General features: G+C 44.3%; 15 protein-coding genes and 1 pseudogene. 4 read left to right on the top strand and 12 right to left on the bottom strand.

The annotated features are described in order from the left end of the window. Positions 1-3: 3 nt before the first annotated feature. Positions 4-954, bottom strand: a complete 951-nt coding sequence (tal, locus tag AB4209_RS18790; protein WP_009845571.1) for a transaldolase — start codon at positions 952-954, stop codon at positions 4-6. A 459-nt stretch (positions 955-1,413) separates the two neighbouring features. On the opposite strand from tal, the gene AB4209_RS18785 reads away from it, so the two are divergent. Together AB4209_RS18785 and AB4209_RS18780 are read left to right on the top strand one after the other, a co-directional pair. Next, positions 1,414-2,418, top strand: coding sequence for a sugar-binding transcriptional regulator (locus AB4209_RS18785; RefSeq protein ID WP_017065721.1), 1,005 nt, complete (start codon positions 1,414-1,416; stop codon positions 2,416-2,418). A 172-nt stretch (positions 2,419-2,590) separates the two neighbouring features. Then, entirely contained in the window at positions 2,591-3,961 is a 1,371-nt protein-coding gene (locus AB4209_RS18780) for a glycoside hydrolase family 18 protein (protein ID WP_017065720.1), read from the top strand. Between the two features lie 91 nt (positions 3,962-4,052). Here the strand turns inward: AB4209_RS18780 and AB4209_RS18775 are convergent. The 7 genes and pseudogenes from AB4209_RS18775 to moeA form a co-directional block, all read right to left on the bottom strand. Then, positions 4,053-6,347 (bottom strand): annotated as a pseudogene (locus tag AB4209_RS18775) (putative bifunctional diguanylate cyclase/phosphodiesterase). 385 nt (positions 6,348-6,732) lie between these two features. Continuing rightward, a complete protein-coding gene (locus AB4209_RS18770; protein ID WP_017065718.1) occupies positions 6,733-7,581 on the bottom strand; it encodes a sulfurtransferase in 849 nt (282 codons plus the stop codon). A 140-nt stretch (positions 7,582-7,721) separates the two neighbouring features. After that, positions 7,722-8,036, bottom strand: a complete 315-nt coding sequence (locus AB4209_RS18765) for a hypothetical protein (RefSeq protein ID WP_017061706.1) — start codon at positions 8,034-8,036, stop codon at positions 7,722-7,724. Positions 8,037-8,242: 206 nt separating this feature from the next. Next, a complete protein-coding gene (locus AB4209_RS18760) occupies positions 8,243-8,878 on the bottom strand; it encodes a hypothetical protein (RefSeq protein WP_017064433.1) in 636 nt (211 codons plus the stop codon). Positions 8,879-8,889: 11 nt separating this feature from the next. Further along, the gene (locus AB4209_RS18755; RefSeq protein WP_372056867.1) at positions 8,890-11,025 is read right to left on the bottom strand and encodes an LruC domain-containing protein; all 2,136 of its coding nucleotides are present in this window, start codon (positions 11,023-11,025) and stop codon (positions 8,890-8,892) included. A 255-nt stretch (positions 11,026-11,280) separates the two neighbouring features. Further along, on the bottom strand, positions 11,281-12,030 hold the full coding sequence (moeB, locus tag AB4209_RS18750; protein ID WP_104216138.1) for a molybdopterin-synthase adenylyltransferase MoeB: 750 nt from the start codon (positions 12,028-12,030) through the stop codon (positions 11,281-11,283). A 12-nt stretch (positions 12,031-12,042) separates the two neighbouring features. Continuing rightward, on the bottom strand, positions 12,043-13,278 hold the full coding sequence (moeA, locus tag AB4209_RS18745) for a molybdopterin molybdotransferase MoeA (RefSeq protein ID WP_372056865.1): 1,236 nt from the start codon (positions 13,276-13,278) through the stop codon (positions 12,043-12,045). Positions 13,279-13,493: 215 nt separating this feature from the next. On the opposite strand from moeA, the gene folE reads away from it, so the two are divergent. Continuing rightward, positions 13,494-14,147 (top strand): GTP cyclohydrolase I FolE, encoded by a 654-nt coding sequence (gene folE / locus AB4209_RS18740; RefSeq protein ID WP_017061725.1) that lies wholly within the window; start codon positions 13,494-13,496, stop codon positions 14,145-14,147. A gap of 262 nt (positions 14,148-14,409) precedes the next feature. Here folE and AB4209_RS18735 read toward each other — a convergent pair whose 3' ends face one another. From AB4209_RS18735 to AB4209_RS18720, 4 genes are all read right to left on the bottom strand, one after another. Further along, positions 14,410-15,063 carry a hypothetical protein gene (locus AB4209_RS18735; protein ID WP_372056863.1) on the bottom strand — a complete coding sequence of 218 codons (654 nt, stop codon included), beginning with the start codon at positions 15,061-15,063 and terminating at the stop codon, positions 14,410-14,412. Beyond that, entirely contained in the window at positions 15,056-15,595 is a 540-nt protein-coding gene (locus AB4209_RS18730) for a YaeQ family protein (protein ID WP_372056861.1), read from the bottom strand. The genes AB4209_RS18735 and AB4209_RS18730 overlap by 8 nt, the downstream gene beginning before the upstream one ends. 117 nt (positions 15,596-15,712) lie before the next feature. Beyond that, complete coding sequence (locus AB4209_RS18725; protein WP_010430417.1) at positions 15,713-15,922, bottom strand: cold-shock protein; 210 nt, start codon at positions 15,920-15,922, stop codon at positions 15,713-15,715. Between the two features lie 448 nt (positions 15,923-16,370). Continuing rightward, positions 16,371-17,456: a PQQ-dependent sugar dehydrogenase gene (locus tag AB4209_RS18720; RefSeq protein WP_372056859.1), complete on the bottom strand. Its 1,086-nt coding sequence runs from the start codon at positions 17,454-17,456 to the stop codon at positions 16,371-16,373. 270 nt (positions 17,457-17,726) lie between these two features. Here AB4209_RS18720 and AB4209_RS18715 point away from each other — a divergent pair, with 270 nt between their 5' ends. Beyond that, a complete protein-coding gene (locus AB4209_RS18715; protein WP_136976044.1) occupies positions 17,727-18,920 on the top strand; it encodes a multidrug effflux MFS transporter in 1,194 nt (397 codons plus the stop codon). The last annotated feature ends 19 nt before the right edge of the window (positions 18,921-18,939 follow it).

Here is an 18,939-nt window from a genome sequence, read left to right as displayed (position 1 = left end):
TGATTACAGCTTAGCTGCGATCATGTCTTCTAGTTTGCCTTGGTCAACGGCGAAGTTGCGGATGCCTTCAGCCAGTTTCTCAACAGCCATTGCATCTTGGTTGTGGTCCCATAGGAACTCAGCGTGAGTCATCGCTGCTGGACGCTCTTTAGTACCGTTAGAGTCGATAAGCTTCTCTACTACTTCGCCTTCTGCTGCTTCTAGGTCTGCTAGAAGTTGAGGAGCGATAGTTAGACGGTCACAACCAGCAAGTTCAAGGATCTCGCCGATGTTACGGAAGCTTGCGCCCATAACAACAGTTTTGTAGCCGTGGTCTTTGTAGTAGTTGTAGATATCTGAAACAGAGATTACGCCTGGATCTTCTGAAGCTTCGAAATCACGACCTTCTTTCGCTTTGTACCAGTCCATGATGCGACCAACGAAAGGAGAGATTAGGAATACGCCAGCTTCAGCACAAGCACGAGCTTGAGCGAAAGAGAATAGAAGCGTTAGGTTACAGTTGATGCCTTCTTTCTCTAGGATTTCAGCAGCACGGATGCCTTCCCAAGTAGAAGCCAGTTTGATAAGGATGCGGTCGTTAGTGATGCCAGCGTCGTTGTACATTTTGATAAGTTGACGAGCTTTAGCAACGCTGCCTTCCATGTCGTAAGAAAGACGAGCATCTACTTCAGTAGAGATACGGCCAGGTACAACTTTTAGGATTTCTTTACCGATGTTCACGTTAAGCATGTCGCAAGTATCTTGAACTTGCTGTGCTTTATCACCGCTTTGCGCTTTTGCGTATTCGATAGAAGCATCGATTAGAGGAGCGTACTCAGCAATTTGAGCAGCTTTAAGAATTAGAGATGGGTTAGTTGTTGCATCTTCAGGAGTGTACTTGCTGATAGCTTCGATATCGCCAGTGTCAGCTACAACAGTTGTTAGTTTACGAAGTTGCTCTAATTTATTGCTCATTTTGATCATCCTATGTATCGCATAACACCTCATTAATGGGAGAGGTGTGGGCATTTGCAAGCTAACTAATGAAGTTCTCAATGGTTGTACCAGTGAGCCAAACTTACATTAATTTAAATTTTTCTCCGAACGAACATTTGCACAGAACATTTGATCGCTCGATGAGTAAATGATGTAGCCATATTTATCCGATCTAGCCCCAAAGTCAACGGTAAATAGTACTGTATGGTGACTTCAGTCAAATATATTTCGCTCTAGTAATCATGGGCTATGCAAGCAAACGTTTAACGAGCAAAGTGAGGTGAATTAATCAACAACAAAACCATGGTTATGATTATGAGAAAATGTACCTTGCTGTTACATATGTTTGGGGTGTAAACTTGTGTATCACTTGCTTAAGCATCGAACATTTGTTCTTCAAGCAGGTAAAATAATTGTTAAATATTGGTTGAGTGGTATATGAGTAAGAATATCCAAGATGTTTCCGAAGAAAACACTGATCTCCTCACTGAAGTAGCGGTTGCTTATTATCAAGATGGTGCCACGCAAGAAGAGATATCTAAAAAGTACTCTATCTCCCGTGCAAAGGTTGGTCGAATGCTCAAGCAAGCCCGAGATGAGGGCATTGTTGAGATCACCGTGAAATATCACCCCGTCTTTAGTGCGAAGATCGAGCAACGTTTGATCGAACGATTTGGTGTAAAGCGTGCGCTTGTGGCACTAGACCAACCAAATGAAGAGAAGCAGCGATTACAGGTTGCTGGTTTAGTGTCTAACTACCTTACCAGTACACTGAAAAACGGCATGGTAGTGACAGTAGGACAAGGGCGAAACGTATCGTCTGTTGCTCATCACACTGGCGTCATTACGCCACGAGACTGCAAATTCGTGTGTGGTATCGGCGGTATTCACCCAAGAGGCGGTATGTTTAATGCCGACCATATATGCAGGCAGTTAGCCAAAAAGTACGGTGGATCTTCTGAAACCTTATACGCGCCCGCTTATGCCGAGAATAAAGCGCAAAAAACCGCATTCATGGAAAACAGCACCGTTAAGCAGACCCTCGATCTCGCTCGAAAAGCCGATGTTGCATTAGTCGGTATCGGTGATATGAGTGAAAACAGCTATATGGTCGACTTAGGTTGGTTTACCGCAGGTGAGGTCGTTCAATCTCGTTTATTACAAGGTGTCGTCGGTGACTTTGCGGGTTATGACTTTTTCGATGTTCACGGTAAAACAGCAAACACAGTAATGAGTGACCGTGTGATTGGTTTGGCCTTGGAAGAATTTCGCCCAATAGCGGAAGTCATTGCCATTGCAGCGGAGAACAGTAAGCCATTAGCTCTATTAGGCGCACTAAGAACCGGTGTGGTCGATGTGATAGCGACCAGCGTAAGTAATGCTTTGACGGTACTTAACTTGGACGAACAACTTAGCGTGAATAAACCAAACGGCAGTGAATAGTAAGATATTTATGCTTCGTTGAATTCACTATTTGAGTAATCATGGAAATTCCCCCTAATGAAACCAGTGCAATAAGGGGGATAACTATTAGACATGACTCGAATAGTGAATTTGTTCAGCGGTTGAAAGAATTATCACTCTTTAATGTTAAGCCACACTAAAGGAGATAATTATGAAACTGTCATTTATCACACACGCTATTTCTAGCAACAGTGACCAATCAAGTTCTATCTTTAAATCTATTTCTATCTTTGGGCTTAGCTCAATAGCCACGGTTTGTATGCTCACACCTACAGTACATGCCGATGATAAAGTCGTCGCAGGGTATTTTGCGGATTGGCAATATCTGAATAAAGACAACCCTTATACCGTTGACGACATACCTGCAGACAAGCTCTCACATATTATTTACGCCTTCTTGAGCATGTGTGGTCCTCATAGCGGTGCTGGTGAGCCCGTCCAAAAACAAATTCAGCAGCAATGTGCAGACAAACAACCATATACCGCGATTATTGTGGATAAAGAAGCTGCGTTAGAAGTCGATTTCGGAGACGTGGGTGTTGATGTCGCCTATAAAGGTCACTTTGCCCAGTTAGCTCAACTGAAGGCCGACAATCAAAATATCAAAATTTTGCCCTCATTTGGAGGGTGGACAATGTCTGAACCTTTCCATGCGATGGCGAAAGATCCTCAAGCCATTGCGCACTTTTCAAAAACTGCTGTTGAATTGATCCAAAAATACGACTTCTTTGATGGTATTGATCTTGATTGGGAATACCCAGGAGGCGGCGGCTTAACCACTTCGCCTTGGAACCCAGAGACGAAACTAACGGATGAGCAAAAAGCGCTAGAGCGTGAAGCTTTTACTCTTTTAGTAAAAACAATCAGAAGTGATTTGGACGCTCTATCAAAGACGACTCAAAGAGATTACGAGCTTTCAACGGCTGTCGGTGTTGGTGCTAAGGCAGCTCAAATTGATTGGAACGCAGCTAGCCCATATCTGACGAACATGTTTGCGATGACGTATGACTTCCTCGGAGGCTGGGGAACTCAAACAGGTCACACAACAAACTTACATGCCACCGAGCGTAGTTGGTGGGGAATGGGAGCTGATGTCTTCATTAATCAGATGATAGAGCAAGGTATTCCTAGCGAGAAGCTCGTGATCGGGGCGGCTTTTTATGGTCGAGGTTGGCAAGGGACAAAAGACTTTGCTGGAGAGCTGCCTAAAGGTGACCTAGTTTCTGAACAAGGGGCGCAGTTTGGTACCGGTGAAAACGGTTACTTCATGTTTTGGGATCTTATGAATAACTACAGCAACAAACAAGGTTATGAGTATAAGTATGATGAGCAAGCTCAAGCACCTTATTTGTGGAACCCAGATAAAAAAGTATTCATATCTTTTGAAGATCAGCGTTCTATTAAAGCAAAGGCAGAATGGGCGAAGAAATCAGACCTAGGCGGCATTTTTACTTGGGAATTATCAGGAGATCCTTCCGGACAGTTGATCGATGTTATGCATAGTGAAATGAATAAAAAATGAAATGAATAAATAACCGAACAGAAAATATCTAGAAAATAAGGTAGGTGTTTATCTGCCTACCTTATTTAGCTCGTCTATTTAACTCGCGTTCTTAAACAGAACATTCCGCGTGCTCGGTCACTTTCTTGTTTAGGTGAGTAGCCAGCTCATAATAAGGAATAGGGCGAGAGAAGTAATAGCCTTGCATTAAGTCACATCCACATGCCTTTAGAATTGCGAAGTGTTCGTTTGATTCTACGCCTTCTGCTAATACCACCATGCCGAAGTTCTTACCGATTGCGATGATGTTTTGCACCATGGTGAGTGACTGCTGATCGACAGCAATGTTCTCAATAAAGCTCTTATCGATTTTAAGTTCATCGATAGGCAGTGCTTTCAACATACTTAGTGATGAATAACCTGTCCCGAAATCATCTAAAGAGATCTTTATATTCTTCTCTTTGAGGGCTTCAAAAGTCGGTTTCACCAAAGTCACATCTTCAATGAACAAGCTCTCGGTAATTTCTAGCGTTAAACAGCTAGGAGAGAGTTGATACTTTTCTAGTGTCGCGAACAAGTGCTCAGAGAAGGATTGATGAGAAAACTGACGCACTGATATGTTGATCGACAGCCCGATCTTTTGTTCTGTTGTTCGGTGCAAGTGGGCGATCTGCATAATGCTGGACTCAATAATAAAAGTCCCCAGTTTTTGCATTAAACCCGTGTTCTCTGCTATCGGTATAAAGACATCTGGCGGAACAAAACCCAATTCCTCATCAATCCAGCGCACGAGTGCTTCTACACCATGAATACTTTCATTTGCACGAACCAGCGGTTGGAAAACCATGAACAGCGTTTGTTTCTCGATAGCGATGCGTAGCCTTTGTTCTACTTTCATTTTGTAGAGATGAGCATCTTGCATTTCCGTTGTGAAAATACTGTACGAGTTTTGCTGCTGTTTCGCTTTGTACATTGAAATATCGGCAGAACGTAACAGGCTATCCAGATCTTTTCCGTGTTCTGGGAAACGCGCTACGCCGATGCTGCAACCTAACAAAAACTGAGCGCTTTCAACTTCATAAGGTTGAGAAAGCACTTCAATAATGCGCTTGGCGAGTCGTTTAATTTCAGCTTCATTCGACAAGGGCGTCAAGAACAAAAACTCATCACTGGATTCACGTACCAATAGGCTGAGGCGAGATCGGAACCTCATCAAACGCAAAGCGATCTGTTTGAGAACCTTATCTCCAAAGTCATGCCCGTGGGTGTCATTGACGCATTTAAAGTTATCGATATCGATAAACAACAGCGAAAACGGCTCTGACTCATCGTCAATCCATTTACCAATGTTTCTACGCATGTACAAACGGTTTGGCAGAGAGGTTAAAGGGTCATGGTTCGCCTGATAAATGAGTTGGCTACGAGTCCGTTGTTCATTCTTGGCAATCGACTTAACCAAAAAGTAGAAACCAAACTGAAGAAAAATAAAGGCAACGAAAAGAATGCTGAACTCTTGTATGAATATACTATCGACGTGAGTTAGATCCGTACGTCCTACCACCCATAATTTGTAGTTTGGGATGTATTTCGCGCTCATCAAAGAGTGGTACTCTTCATCGTCGACGACAAAAGAATAGGTTTCTTGCCCATTCATCGCTTCTTGTACGCTAATTCCGAAGTGGTCGGTAAAGATACTTGCAATACGCTGTATGACATCTTTGCCGACTGGAGAGGAATAGGCACTCTCAGATTCAATATCACTTGAATAAAACTGGCGATAGCTGTCTTTTCTGATCAGGCTTAGTGTATTGAAACTTCCGGCGTGAGCATTATTTTCAAATACGATCGTTGCGTCTAATCGTAGCCCTGCGGTCATTACTGCATCGGTTTTCTTGCCATCGATTGAAATGGATTTTCTCAGCGGGATGATTAAGCTATTCAACGAATCTTGAAAATAGGTACGGCCAAGCACCATGCTACTGCTTGATAGGGCGTCTAGGAAGGAGCCTCTGGTTGGCGCGTATTGCAGCAAGTTCCTTTGATTCGCAAGTTCGAGATTTGAGCTAATCGAGAGGTAATCACCGTCGGTGTTCAACAAGCCAAACGCTGCTATCGCAGGGTGGGTCTCAAGTAGCTTGTCTAATATTGGCCTAATCTGGATAGATGCAGTACGTGTGAAATCAGACTGTTGAGCCAGTTGATGGCCAACCACTTCTAACAAGGCTTATTGACTGGTCAGCAGCGAGTTGACGGAGCTAGAAAAAAGCTCAACCTGAATGTGTTGCTGCTCTATGAAGTCGTCTCTGTTTGCTTTCCAGTTTGTTATTCCCAACGCGGCGAAAAGTATCAGGGTCAGTAGTACGACAAACGCGTACAGCGACCAGATATTTTGCTTAAATAGAGCCATGAGATGCCTTTGTTGGTTACTACTTTTAACAGACTGCAAGTGACAAACTATTGGGTTGTCAGCGCGATTCATGCAACGAAAAATACAAACATCAATGATGAAAGTATTAATGATTAAATAGTGTAACGACTACGAGCAGAGATTCTTGAGTGAAAAATTAGTATTCATAACGTCGATAACGATTAGTTTATGATTAATCACGAATTATGGTTAGCAAGTTGATGTGGGTTACAAATCAAACGGCGTGAATCGAGTCTTGGTCTCAAATGAACATAGCGTTAACTGCGACATAGAGGCTTACTTCATGAGACGTGGGGCCATCATTATCAGTAAGCTCTTTATGCATGCGCAGTATATTCTAATAGTTGCATTAAGCGAAGTTGAATTACTTTTTAGTCACGGCGATAGGGAGTTTGTCGTTAGCACCCCATTCCGTCCATGAACCATCGTAAACACCCATTTCACCGTTATAGCCAGCGAGTTTAGCGGCTAATAATATGATGCAAGCTGTTACGCCAGAGCCACAGCTAAAGAACATAGGTTGAGAAGGCGTTAATTCTAGCGTTGAAAAGATATCAATAAGCTCTTCTTGGGACTTTAACTTGCCGTTTTTGAGTACTTGGGCAAATGGTAGGCAAATAGAATTCGGTATATGGCCACTACGCAAGCCTTCACGTGGTTCAGGAACTTCTGAATCGAAACGAGCTTGAGAACGAGCATCTACAATGTTTGCGCTCTTGTCAGTTGAGTAACCTTCAATCTGCTGAGCACTGACAAAGTAGTTGTCTTGAATATGGCCTTCAAAATTGCCCGCTTTTACTTCGGTGCGATAGTCAGTCTCGGTCGCGTAACCGGCTTCGATCCAAGCTGGCAAACCGCCATCTAAGATGAATACGTCGTTGTGTCCCATTGCCATAAACATCCACCACGCACGAGGAGAAGCGAAGGTTCCGGAGTTATCGTAAACCACAATCGTACTGTCTTGATTGATGCCAATTTCTTTTGCGCGAGTGTTGAAGTGTTTTTCGCTCGGAAACATGTGAGGAAGCAGAGTGTGCTTGTTACAAAAGTCTTTGTCGTAGTCAAAACGAATAGCACCAGGAATCATTTGTCCTTTGATCTTTTCTGACTCGCTTGGAATTTGAAACTCGATGCTGGCGTCGAGGATGATGATATTGTCTTCTGCTAGCAAACGTTGTTGAAGTTGTTGTGGTGAGATGAGTGGCTGATTCATTATTGTTATATCCATTCTTGTTGTTTTAGCGATTCTTACTGTTTTAGCGAATACAGTGGTAGAGCGATTACTGTTGCTTTTGCGAATACAGTTGCTTTACGAATACAGTTGCTTTACGAATACCGTTGTTGCATCGATGGCTACTGTGCAGCTCGACAGTGGATGAACTGATAACTGCTTTGTCCGGTTATTTGATTGTTTAATGTATCAAGCGCGACCACAGAATCAATAGGGCAGTCTGTGGTAGGAGCAATAGAGAGCCGAAATACGTCATTATCTTTTGTCTGAACCGTCAGATAACGCCTGTGCCCATCTAAGGATTGAGTAAGCGTGTTCGAAATTACTTTGGCTTGAATACGTTGCCCCGTCTCTGATGTTAGCGGGAAATAGGCAAGGGCAACTAACACGCCTACGCCACACATTAAGATAAATAGACCTATTTTTAACTGTTTCATGAGAGTAAGTCTTTGAAGGTTATGTTGAAAATATAAGTGAGGTTGGTGGTAAAGTGAATGCTACTCGCTAAGAAAGCTGAATTAACTGCTCTTCGACGAAAATAAAAAAGTGAGCATTTCTGCTCACTTCCTACTTACAAACAATCCATTTTGACTCTGTTTCGTCAGAGATCTCGCTAACGACAAGTTACCTGCTGTTAAACAATTTACTGCCAGACAATCTGAGAGTCGCCGCTAGAAACCACTTGTTGTAATGGAGGTTGACCATCGTAAAACCAAATCTCTATCAAGAGTGCGTCATGGTTTACTGGTGCTGCAAAGTTGGAGGCGAACACACCGTTATCTAGTGGGCCCGCAATGACCTTGCTGGAGTAATCCGGCTTCAAGGTTGAGTCATCTCTTGTACTAAAGCGGCTATAAACGGTCACAAAAGAACGGTCTGTCGAAATGCTGCTGATGTCAATGTTGAGATCAAACTGTTCAACAGAGTTGTAGTCAAATCCATCAGGTACCACCAAATCACTCATCGTATAGCTCTGCGCTGCTACCGCACTTGTCGCGGGAGACGGCGAAGGCGTTGCTGTTACCGGAGTCGTTGCTGTTACCGGATTCGACGGAGTTGCAGGTGTCGAGGGTGTAGATGGTGATGCCGTAGATGTACTTCCGCCCCCACCGCCGCCGCCTCCACAGCCGGCTAATACTAATGGCGCTGCAGCTAAAATAACGGCTAGTGACTTCTTGATGTTCCAAGTGCTTTGTACAGACATACGTTTTTCCTCAAAGAGATTGCGACTTGAATCAACGCAATGATTGTCTCGATATTGTTTAGTGTGAATAGTCATAACGTCTCTCCTTATGGTTCGTAACGTTGGTTGTCTGCAGGTGATTGGTACCATGTTTGGTTCGTTTCACCGCCGGATTCTGCGTATTCTTTAAACCCTGGGTAAGCGGTAACAATATCGACGTACTCTAAAGGCCACTCCCATTCGTCATCCGAAGTCACTATTAGTGCCCAAGGGTGGTTTTCTACTGTTTTGAAGTATTTACCTGTTGATGGATTACTGTCATCGACGCCTAAACCAGCTTCAAAGAGGTTAGTGGTATCAAATGCTTCGGTTGGAGCTTGGTCTGGCAAGTGAACCTCCCAGCTGCGTCCTGGATGTAGAGGTAGGTTTTCACCATGATAATACCCAGGCGTTGCGAAGATGAACGGGTCGTAAGGCATATCGGTCCAGCTGCCAGTACTCACACCGTCACCGGCTAAAGTAATACCAATTTGGAACGAGAACTGCTCATCTTCTTTACATCCATTACTGGTGCGGTAGAAGGTACAGCCAGTGCTGATTTTTTCTGTCAGGTCATTGGCGATAACAAAGATTGCTTCGCTACGTCCATCTTCTAGGTCAAGGTCAGTGAATACGCCGTTGTGTTTCATGTAAGAGCTACCACTACTCACCAAGCTCGGGTCGAGGTTAGGAAGTCGAACAGCAAAACCATTTCTGTACGATGCCCCGACAGCAGCTAGGCGGCCGTCGATAGTTGATTTAACGACTTTTCCATCTTTAAGGATTTCAGTAATACGATACATAAGAACAGCATCGTTCATGTCGTAGTCAGCTTTATAAGGCCAGTTATCTTCGTACGCGAGCGTTGCGTAACCAGAAGCACTTGGGAAGTAACGAGCAGTGGCACCATCGTTAAGAACATCGACTTGAATATCGACCACCTCACCAGAGGTTGAACCGCCAAAGTAACTTAGGTTGGTTTGTTGACTGAATCTAAAGCGAGCCCACGTCGTACCGGTCAGAGCGTTGATATCGACATTTAGGAACAGATCGTTTTCACCCGCATCTAACAGGTAATCGGTAAATACTTGCTCGTTGGCGCCATCGAAACTGCCATCTTGGTTCCAATCTATCCAAGCCGAAAGGTAACCGGTTGTTGAAGCCTCAATCACCACTTTTGAATCAAGACCAGCTTCAAGTGCGGTTACAAAACCGATACCACCGTTGGACCATTCATCATCCACCCCGACAGTTTCATCTGATTGAGGTGTGACATAACCATCTAGATCCGCATCTGGAGGAGTTGTACCTAACCATGTGATGCCATCGAGTTCATGTCGAGGGCCATTGCTCGCCAGTAACGTTAGGTAGCTGTCTGGAGCGTCACCGAAGTCGATGTTGGAATCTTCATCTACGACAGGCGCATTCGCACAGCGAGCACCATCATTTTGATTCGAAGAAGGGCCATTCGATACGAACTCTACAGCAGGAACGACACCTGCAGCGATGTTTGCAGCGTTATCTGGGGATAGGTTGATACGGTAGATCTTACCGTCTTGATTTCGAGATACGTAGTAGTAGCCGTTCACATCAAAATAACCTGCGCCAAACGTCCCTGTTTCTCCGGTATCACCAATATAGGTTTCTGCACCTGTAGTTGGGTTGAAGCTGTACAAGCCACCCGAGTCATTGTCGATACCATATAAAGAGCCATCACTTGGATGGAAAGCAAAATCAGTCAGTTTTACAGTTGCAGGGCTGCCTGCGATTTTGTTGACCGTGACGGTCGCATTCGGATCAGAGTCTAAAGGAGAGAGGTCAACAGTAAATAGTCCCTTACCTGTACGATACAAGTAGTAAACATGGTCATAGACGTCGCCGACATAGAAAGTGTGATCGGTTGGTAAGCCACTGGTATTGATAACTTCTGCTTGGAAGTCTTGACCAAGACGCACTAAACGTTTGTTGGTGGTGTCATAGCCATAAATATATCTGTCTTGAAAGTCGAAACCGACACCATTGATATTGGCATTCATACCCGTATCGTCTTCCAACAGAGTGGTTGAACCTGTTACAAGGTTTACCCCCCAAACTTCAACGGGTTTCGACTGAAAGAGGTATGCTTGACTAGGGCAGGTATCGAATGGCGCTGCGTTGGCGACTAGAGGGGCACTTAATAGCAAACTTAACGTTGTAATTCTCATATCTACATCCTTGTGATGGAAGGTACAGATACAGTTACAAGTTATGTGCCAATTTTAAATTATTGATTTTTAAAGGTTATGTTTTTAGGTGCTGATTTTTTCACTGTATTCTCAAAATGAGAACTCAAATGAAACTAATCTCTCATAGAGTATTTCAAATTGATAAAGCGAGTGAGATGCTGACGTTGAGACATAAAAAAGCCCCAACATATAGTCAAGGCTTAGGTTTTCGATCAGAGGGGGATATGATTTATCTTATCCACACACCGAACAATTAGGCATCTTTATTAAATTCATTTCACGCCAGCTGTGAGACATGGCATCGAGAATCAAAAGCTTGCCTTGCTTTGGTTGTCCAAACCCGGCAATAACCTTGATAGCTTCCAAAGCCTGAGCCGCGCCAACCATGCCAACAACAGGTGCCATCACACCGGCTTCAACACAGCTTAGAGCAGCGTTGCCGAATAGAGCGCTCAAGCACTGGTAGCAAGGTGCATTTTCATCTTGATAAGTGAATACGCTAATCTGACCTTCCATGCGAATCGCAGCGCCCGATACAAGTGGCGTTTTTGAGGCGTAACACAAACGGTTAAGTTGATTGCGCGTTTCAACGTTGTCGCTGGCATCAAGTACTAACGAATGCGCTTCAATGAGCTTTGCTAGTGCCTCGTCATCAAGTCTGTGGTCGACCGTTTCAACTCTAAGGTGTGGGTTTAACACCTGTAATGATTCAGCGGCTGAAACGACTTTCTTCTTACCAATATCAGCATCGGTGTGAAGCACTTGTCGTTGCAAGTTTGAAAGCTCGACAACATCGTCGTCGATCAGCATTAGCTTACCAATACCCGCAGTCGCAAGGTATTGAGCAGAGGCACAGCCTAAACCACCCGCACCTAACACCAAAATCGAGCTCTGTTTCAGCGCTTCTTGACCCTCAAAATCAAACTGCTTGAGAATGATCTGGCGATTGTAACGAAGCATCTCTGCGTCAGACAGTATTTCCATCAGCAAGCCTCGTTAGTAAAGCGTGGAGTTAAATAGTTGAATCTGAACCGTTTCACCGACTTCAACACGGCCACGTTCGCGCTCTAGTACCACAAAGCAGTTTGCTAAGCTCATTGAGCGGAAAGCGCCAGAGCTTTGGTTACCTGTTGTTTCTACTACAAACTGACCGTTTTCAATCGAGTAAATACCACGTTGATAATCAGTACGGCCTGGGCCTTTTTTGAATGCAGATTTAGTGATAGCAGGAATCGATTCTGGTGCTGTCCACGCAGTGTGACCGGCAAGTTTAGCCAGCATAGGTTGAACTAACACGTACATGGTCATCATTGCAGACACTGGGTTACCCGGTAGGCCACAGAACCAAGCGTTGTCTAGCTCACCAAATGCGAATGGTTTACCTGGTTTGATTGCTAGTTTCCAAAAGCCGATTTCGCCAAGCTCTTCAAGAATGTCTTTGGTGTAATCAGCTTCGCCGACACTTACGCCACCAGAGGTGACAACTACGTCTGCCAGTTCTTGTGCTTTTACAAAGGTTTCTTTAAGCGTTGCAGGGCAATCAGGAATAATACCTAGGTCAATCGCTTCACAACCAAACGCTTCAATCAGCGGTTTAATGCCGTAGCGGTTGCTGTCGTAGATCTGACCGTCTTCAAGCGGTTGGCCTAATGGCTTGAGCTCATCGCCAGTAGAGAAGAAAGCGACTTTAGGCTTGTGTACCACAGTTACATGGCTCACACCGAGCGAAGCAATCATTGGAATGTCACGAGGTGTTAAACGTTCGCCACGGCTAAGAACGATATCGCCTTGTTTGATGTCGTCACCAGTAGGGCGAATGTTATTGTTTAGCTTGATGTCGTCTTGTTGAATCTCAATGCCAGCGTCAGTTTCAGCCGTGTTTTCTTGCATGATTACGGCGTCACAACCTTCCGGGATCTTTGCGCCAGTCATAATGCGAATACAGGTGTTTGCAGGCCATTCACCTTTAAATGGTTGACCTGCAAAGGACTTGCCCGCTAAAGGCAGCACTTTACCGTTCTCTAGGTCTGCTAAGCGCAGTGCATAGCCGTCCATTGCTGAGTTATCAAAAGGAGGTACGAAAATAGGGGATAGAATATCTTCAGCAAGTACGTAACCCAATGCTTCTGCCAATGGCAGTGATAAGGTCGTTCGAATAGGTTGAATTGGCGATAGCAGCTTATCTAGTGCTTCTTCAATTGGCATCAAGCCCGGAGCGTCGCAACAGCCCATAATTGAAATCCTTTGATCGTTATTGTTTTGATTTTGTGGTTGGCAATGGTGGTTAAATAATGATCAGAACACCTGGTTCGCCAACGAAATTCTAGCCACTCTAGCACAGTTTAAGCCCCGTAAATAATGACCTCCCTTAAAATATGGGTGTATTTATTCAAAATTCCGAGTATCCTTGTTTGCCATCCAGAAGGGGTAATAAAAGAGGAAGTTCAATGTCAGGTCTTAGCGAATCAGCGAAGTTGGTTAAAGATGCGCTAGCAAGCCGTGGTTTAGAGACACCAATGAGTCCAAACCAGGTTAGCCGAGAAGAGAAAAAGGAACGAATCGAACACCATATGCGTGAGATTCTCACTCTCCTTGAACTTGATCTTACGGACGATAGTCTGGAAGAAACACCGCAACGTATTGCTAAAATGTACGTGGATGAAATTTTCTCTGGTTTGGATTACGCCAATTTCCCTAAAATTACCGTAATCGAAAACAAGATGGGCGTTCGTGAGATGGTACGAGTAAAAGACATTACCGTGACCAGTACTTGTGAGCACCACTTAGTGACGATTGATGGTAAGACTGCGGTCGCTTATATCCCGCGTGGAAAAATCATTGGTCTTTCAAAGATTAACCGTATTGTTCGATTCTTTGCTCAGCGCCCACAAGTTCAAGAGCGTATGACGCAGCAGATCCTTGTTGCATTGCAAACGCTACTCGAAACCGATGACGTTGCTGTAACCATGGATGCGGTTCACTACTGCGTGAAATCTCGCGGTGTAATGGATGCAACCAGCGAAACGACAACAACAGCTCTAGGCGGTATCTTCAGATCAAACCCAGCAACGCGCCACGAGTTCTTACACGGCCTGCGTTGATTCACTGCATTATTAGATGAATTCAATTTAGCCTCTGTAAATTGATGTTCATTGAAATATATTCTAAGCCTCGCTTTATGCGGGGCTTTTTTACGCCTGTAATGAAGTCAACTGTAATGGCTGAGAATGCTGTTATTCCCTAAAGTGAAGAATGAACGTAATAGGGAATCTGTTGCGGCCAAGCAGAAAAAGCACGCTCTATATCTTAACGTTTGTTGAAAGCATATAGAGCGTAACTAGAATCAGTCGCTGGTGGGAGTGCTTAAGAAAGGTTAAACAAACGCTTTAAGTGGTGAACAATACCTGATGGCTTGTTCTCGGCTTGATAGATGTTCAAACCATCGTAAAAACTGGCCATGAACTCTACGCGAATCTCATCATCACTGCTTCTCGATATACGAGACAATAGCGTAGCGGCTACAGCTGCGTGATCATTGGCTAGGCTGTAATCCATTCCTAGTCGTCCTTGAATGAACAACCACAAATGCGTGACTAGTTTTAACTGTTGAGCGTTAGAGTTTTGAAACTTGTCACTGTGCTCAGTGCCCACAGTATTATCGAATACATTTTGCATCGTCTCATTCGCTTCTTTATAGCTTTCAAAGCGATAGCTTGCATCGATATGTTCCTTGGTTAGCAAGCCAAGCAACGTCTGACGTGCAGAGTTCTCCGGCTTGTTCTCGCAAGCGTGTTTAAACAAAGAGTGGTTTTCATCAATAAATGACGACAGCTCTTTCTCGTAGCCTGTCGAGAGCGCTTTGACTGAACCTAAACCTGCTTCTTTTAAACACTGGTGAAGCTTGGTTCTAGCTTGTTGTTTGGCTTTGATTTCTTGCTGCGCGTCGGCTTGCTGCTTGGCTTCTTCTTGCAGGCTAGCTTCTGTTTGCGAACTATTCGGGGTTGGACGCTCAGTCATTACTCTGTAGCTCTTCCCACGTTACTTCTGCCGATTGAGTATCGCTGTTAATGAAAGCAGAGTTACCCGTCAGCATGACTGAAAGATCCATCGTACGTTGTGTCATCGCCGCTAGCTGCTCAATACCATCGTTGTCTAGACGAACGATCTGAGCTTTTAGGTAGCCGAATTTACCTTTGTTCTGCTCCCACCAAACGTTTGATTTAGTGTTGAAGCTGAATACGCGTACTGATTTAGATAGGCGAGTTGCCTTCTTAACACGCTCTGGATCGGGTTCGCCCACATCGACCCATTCTAGGATTTGATCGTCTAACGACTTCTGCCATAAATCGGGTTCTTCCATGCTAGACAACCCTTTAGTGAACTCAAGTTCAGGAGACGCATTGATACAGAAAGCCATGATTCGAGCCATCATTCGCTGTTCTGTTTCAGAAGGGTGTTGTGCAACCGTTAGATTGAAAGAGTCGTAATAGTCGCGATTCATATCGGTTAAAGAGATACGAAACTTGTAGATTGTCGGTTTAAGAGCCATTGAGAGGGTGTCTTAGGTAGAAATAGTGAAGGGGAATATTACCTTAAATCTCTGAATAGCGGGTAAAAAAATAGCCAGCAGAGGCTGGCTATTTTTAGAAAGCTTTAAAATACTAGATTAAAGTACTTTGATGCTGTCAGCTTGTGGGCCTTTTTGACCTTGAGATACTACGAACTCAACTTTTTGGCCTTCAGCAAGAGTTTTGAAACCGTCGCCAGTGATAGCAGAGAAGTGTGCGAATACGTCTGGGCCGTTTTCTTGTTGAATGAAGCCGAAGCCTTTAGTTTCGTTGAACCATTTTACTGTACCAGTAACTGTGTTAGACATGATGATATCCTAAAATTAAATTTTTATTTTGAGCCAATTGTGGCACTGATAGCGTGGAAAAGTTTATTGCTATTGCGTACAACACAACGGGGTTACTAGTAATCCAACGAAATGTTTATATACAAAGAACTTTCTTTCTAGCCGGGAACGAGTCTAAATCAAATCAGGGGATAGTCAATCGAATACATAGGGAAAGGTTGCAGAAACTTGGGGGTAGTCAAACTTTGCATTCCTTAAATATCATGGAGTTACAGTTGTATGGTGATTTGTTGTAGTTTTTGTGAAAAAGGTGGTCGAAATTGATGACGAATTTGGAGTAAATGCACTGTTTTAGCGCATTCATTTTTGCAAATTTAAAGCCGCTAACTGGGCGTTGAGCCCACTTTTAACGGCTTATATTTATAAATGTCGTTGTAAGGTAAGTGCCTTTACTTGAACGAGGTCTCGGCTACTTTTTCAAGCGGTACAGGTTGCCATTATCAGTGCTGAAGAAGATGTCTCCGTTTGGTGAAGTTTCGATGTCTCTTATCCTTTCGCCCAAGTCCTCTAAAATGCGTTCTTCCTCGATTGCCTCACCTTGTTCATTGACTGTCACAATATTGATGTGAGTAAGTTTTAGTGCGCCAGCCAGCAGTTTGCCTTTCAGCTCTGGGTATTTGTCTCCTTGGTAAACAATCAAACTGCCCGGAGCGATTGAAGGAACATAGACTTTTTTTGGCGCTTCAATACCATCTTTGGTTTCCGATTCGCCAACGCTGATAGGGCCCCAATACTCTTTTCCGTGTGAGGTGACAGGCCACCCATAGTTGGCACCCGCTTTTATTAGGTTAATTTCATCACCACCGCGAGGGCCGTGTTCAATCGACCAAAGCTTTTGAGTCGGGAAATCGTAATACAGACCTTGTGGATTACGATGGCCAAAGCTCCAAATTTCATTGAGCACTTTGTTGTTATCCGTGAATGGGTTATCGCTTGGTGTGCTTCCATCGGCATTCAGTCGTAATATTGATCCGGCGTGAGTCATGGTGTCTTGGCCGTTGTCTCGATCACCACGGTCGCCGATTGAAAAATACAGGTGGCTATCATCAAAGGTGATACGGCTACCAAAGTGACGTCCGGTGTCCGTTCTAGATTTAGATACAAACACATCTGTCCAATTGGTGACTTCATTATTGCTGTAATTAGCAGAAGCCAGTGTCGTTACGCCTTCACTATCGACGTCTTTACTGTAAGTGACGTAGAACTTTCCGTTTTCAAAAGGGGAGAGTGCGATATCCAATAATCCACCTTGCCCTTTCGCCCATACATTGGGCAGCCTGAACAGTGTGTTTTGATCGCCTGTTTTTAAATCGACATGTTTAATGACGCCTGATTTTTCTGTGACTAACATGGACTTATCGTTGACATAAGCCAGTCCCCAAGGGATCACGAGTCCGTCGGTGATCTTCTCTGCCTGCCATGCAAAGGCTGACGTTATAGGACCAGAGGCAAGCAGCGCCAAAGCACATGAAAAAATACGGTGATGAGTGTTCATTGAAATCCCTTGATTATGAGCATCTAGTGTTAGTCTAGCGCTTGTGACCGATTGGCGGAAAGCCGAGGTTGCTGAAAAGTGACTATTCACATATTTAGTTGAACGCCTATTGTATGATTATACAAGCTCACGTATGTTTACTGTGCCTTTCTCTATTTGATCCCGTCGGAGCATTATGAACAACTCACCAGCAGCATTTTCGCTATTTTCTCAGTTTTTATGTTGTGAGTTAGATACGCACGATTTTTCTTCGAACGGACCTATTAAACGATGAGTCGTGGATTTGATTTTAAATCGATCTTACTTGCGTGCTTGGTCATCAGTATCGGCCAGCTCAGTATGGGCTTGGTGTTTCCTTCTTTGCCTTGGATCGCAAAAGATTTTGATGTCTCGCTAGAGCAAGCCCAGCTTTTGGTGAGTGTGTATTTATTAGGCTTTGGCCCTTCCCAGTTTATTTATGGCCCTATTTCCGATGCTTTGGGACGCAAGAAGGTACTGCTAAGCGGTTTGTTGATTGCCATGCTTGGGTTATTGATGATCATCTTCTTCAGCCATTCGTTTACTAGCATGGTGATGGGGCGATTCCTGCAAGGCTTAGGAACCGGTTGTTGCGCGGTACTTGCTCGTGCTTCTACGCGAGACAGATTCAGTGGGGCAGACTTGCCTTTGGCGATGTCTTACATTGCTATGGTTGCCTCTATAACACCTTTGATCGCGCCTGTTATCGGTGGGTTTATTAACTTCCACTTTGGCTGGAGTATGGTGTTTATCTCACTACTTGGCTATGTCTCATTGGCTTGGGTGGTATTGGCGTTCAAGTTTAAGGAAACCGTCACTCAGGTTTCGGCGATCCCTTCGCCTAAGAGAATGGTTTCTCAATATAAAGAGTTACTCACTTCTCGTTATTTTATGAGCTTTGCGAGTATCGGTTGGCTTAACTTTAGCTTGATGATCACCACTGTGTCGGTGATGCCATTTATCATGCAGAACCAGATTGGTATGACGTCAGATGAATACGCAATGTGGGCGGTGATTCCAGCATTAGGCATGCTTGGCGGAACAGGCTTATGTAACCGTATTCGCCCTATGCTGGGTAACAAGAAAACTCTGTTATGCACACCTGTATTGCACGTTGCTGCGGCCTTGTGGCTGTTCTTCTGTCCACTCGAACCTTTGTATCTCATGCTTGGCCAGTTCTTGATGATCCTTGGTAATGGTATTGCGTTACCTTGTGCTCAGGCGTTAGTGATGTTGCCTTATAAGAAGAACGCTGGCGCGGCGGCTGCGATGTCTGGTGGCGGGCAGATGGTGGTGTCTTCAATGGTGAGTATGGGCCTGGTTCAGTTAGGGTTAGGGGAAGCGTGGCATTTATCGCTCGTTATCATGCTGTTCACATTGATTACCCTGTTTAACATTTTGCGTGGTTTCAGTAGCCAAGAAGCGAGAGAGTCTCAGCTCAGTTAGTTGCTTAGGTAATTAGCTA

Origin of the sequence: Vibrio sp. 10N.286.48.C11 (assembly GCF_041469805.1) — a bacterium.
Taxonomy (GTDB): Bacteria; Pseudomonadota; Gammaproteobacteria; order Enterobacterales; family Vibrionaceae; genus Vibrio; species Vibrio crassostreae_C.
This window is presented reverse-complemented; position numbering and strand designations above follow the sequence as displayed.

Bases quoted from the DNA above. Each gene is read 5' to 3' on its own strand.
- tal (WP_009845571.1), bottom strand. From the start codon at position 954: ATGAGCAATAAATTAGAGCAACTTCGTAAACTAACAACTGTTGTAGCT.
- AB4209_RS18785 (WP_017065721.1), top strand. From the start codon at position 1,414: ATGAGTAAGAATATCCAAGATGTTTCCGAAGAAAACACTGATCTCCTC.
- AB4209_RS18780 (WP_017065720.1), top strand. From the start codon at position 2,591: ATGAAACTGTCATTTATCACACACGCTATTTCTAGCAACAGTGACCAA.
- AB4209_RS18770 (WP_017065718.1), bottom strand. From the start codon at position 7,581: ATGAATCAGCCACTCATCTCACCACAACAACTTCAACAACGTTTGCTA.
- AB4209_RS18765 (WP_017061706.1), bottom strand. From the start codon at position 8,036: ATGAAACAGTTAAAAATAGGTCTATTTATCTTAATGTGTGGCGTAGGC.
- AB4209_RS18760 (WP_017064433.1), bottom strand. From the start codon at position 8,878: ATGACTATTCACACTAAACAATATCGAGACAATCATTGCGTTGATTCA.
- AB4209_RS18755 (WP_372056867.1), bottom strand. From the start codon at position 11,025: ATGAGAATTACAACGTTAAGTTTGCTATTAAGTGCCCCTCTAGTCGCC.
- moeB (WP_104216138.1), bottom strand. From the start codon at position 12,030: ATGGAAATACTGTCTGACGCAGAGATGCTTCGTTACAATCGCCAGATC.
- moeA (WP_372056865.1), bottom strand. From the start codon at position 13,278: ATGGGCTGTTGCGACGCTCCGGGCTTGATGCCAATTGAAGAAGCACTA.
- folE (WP_017061725.1), top strand. From the start codon at position 13,494: ATGTCAGGTCTTAGCGAATCAGCGAAGTTGGTTAAAGATGCGCTAGCA.
- AB4209_RS18735 (WP_372056863.1), bottom strand. From the start codon at position 15,063: ATGACTGAGCGTCCAACCCCGAATAGTTCGCAAACAGAAGCTAGCCTG.
- AB4209_RS18730 (WP_372056861.1), bottom strand. From the start codon at position 15,595: ATGGCTCTTAAACCGACAATCTACAAGTTTCGTATCTCTTTAACCGAT.
- AB4209_RS18725 (WP_010430417.1), bottom strand. From the start codon at position 15,922: ATGTCTAACACAGTTACTGGTACAGTAAAATGGTTCAACGAAACTAAA.
- AB4209_RS18720 (WP_372056859.1), bottom strand. From the start codon at position 17,456: ATGAACACTCATCACCGTATTTTTTCATGTGCTTTGGCGCTGCTTGCC.
- AB4209_RS18715 (WP_136976044.1), top strand. From the start codon at position 17,727: ATGAGTCGTGGATTTGATTTTAAATCGATCTTACTTGCGTGCTTGGTC.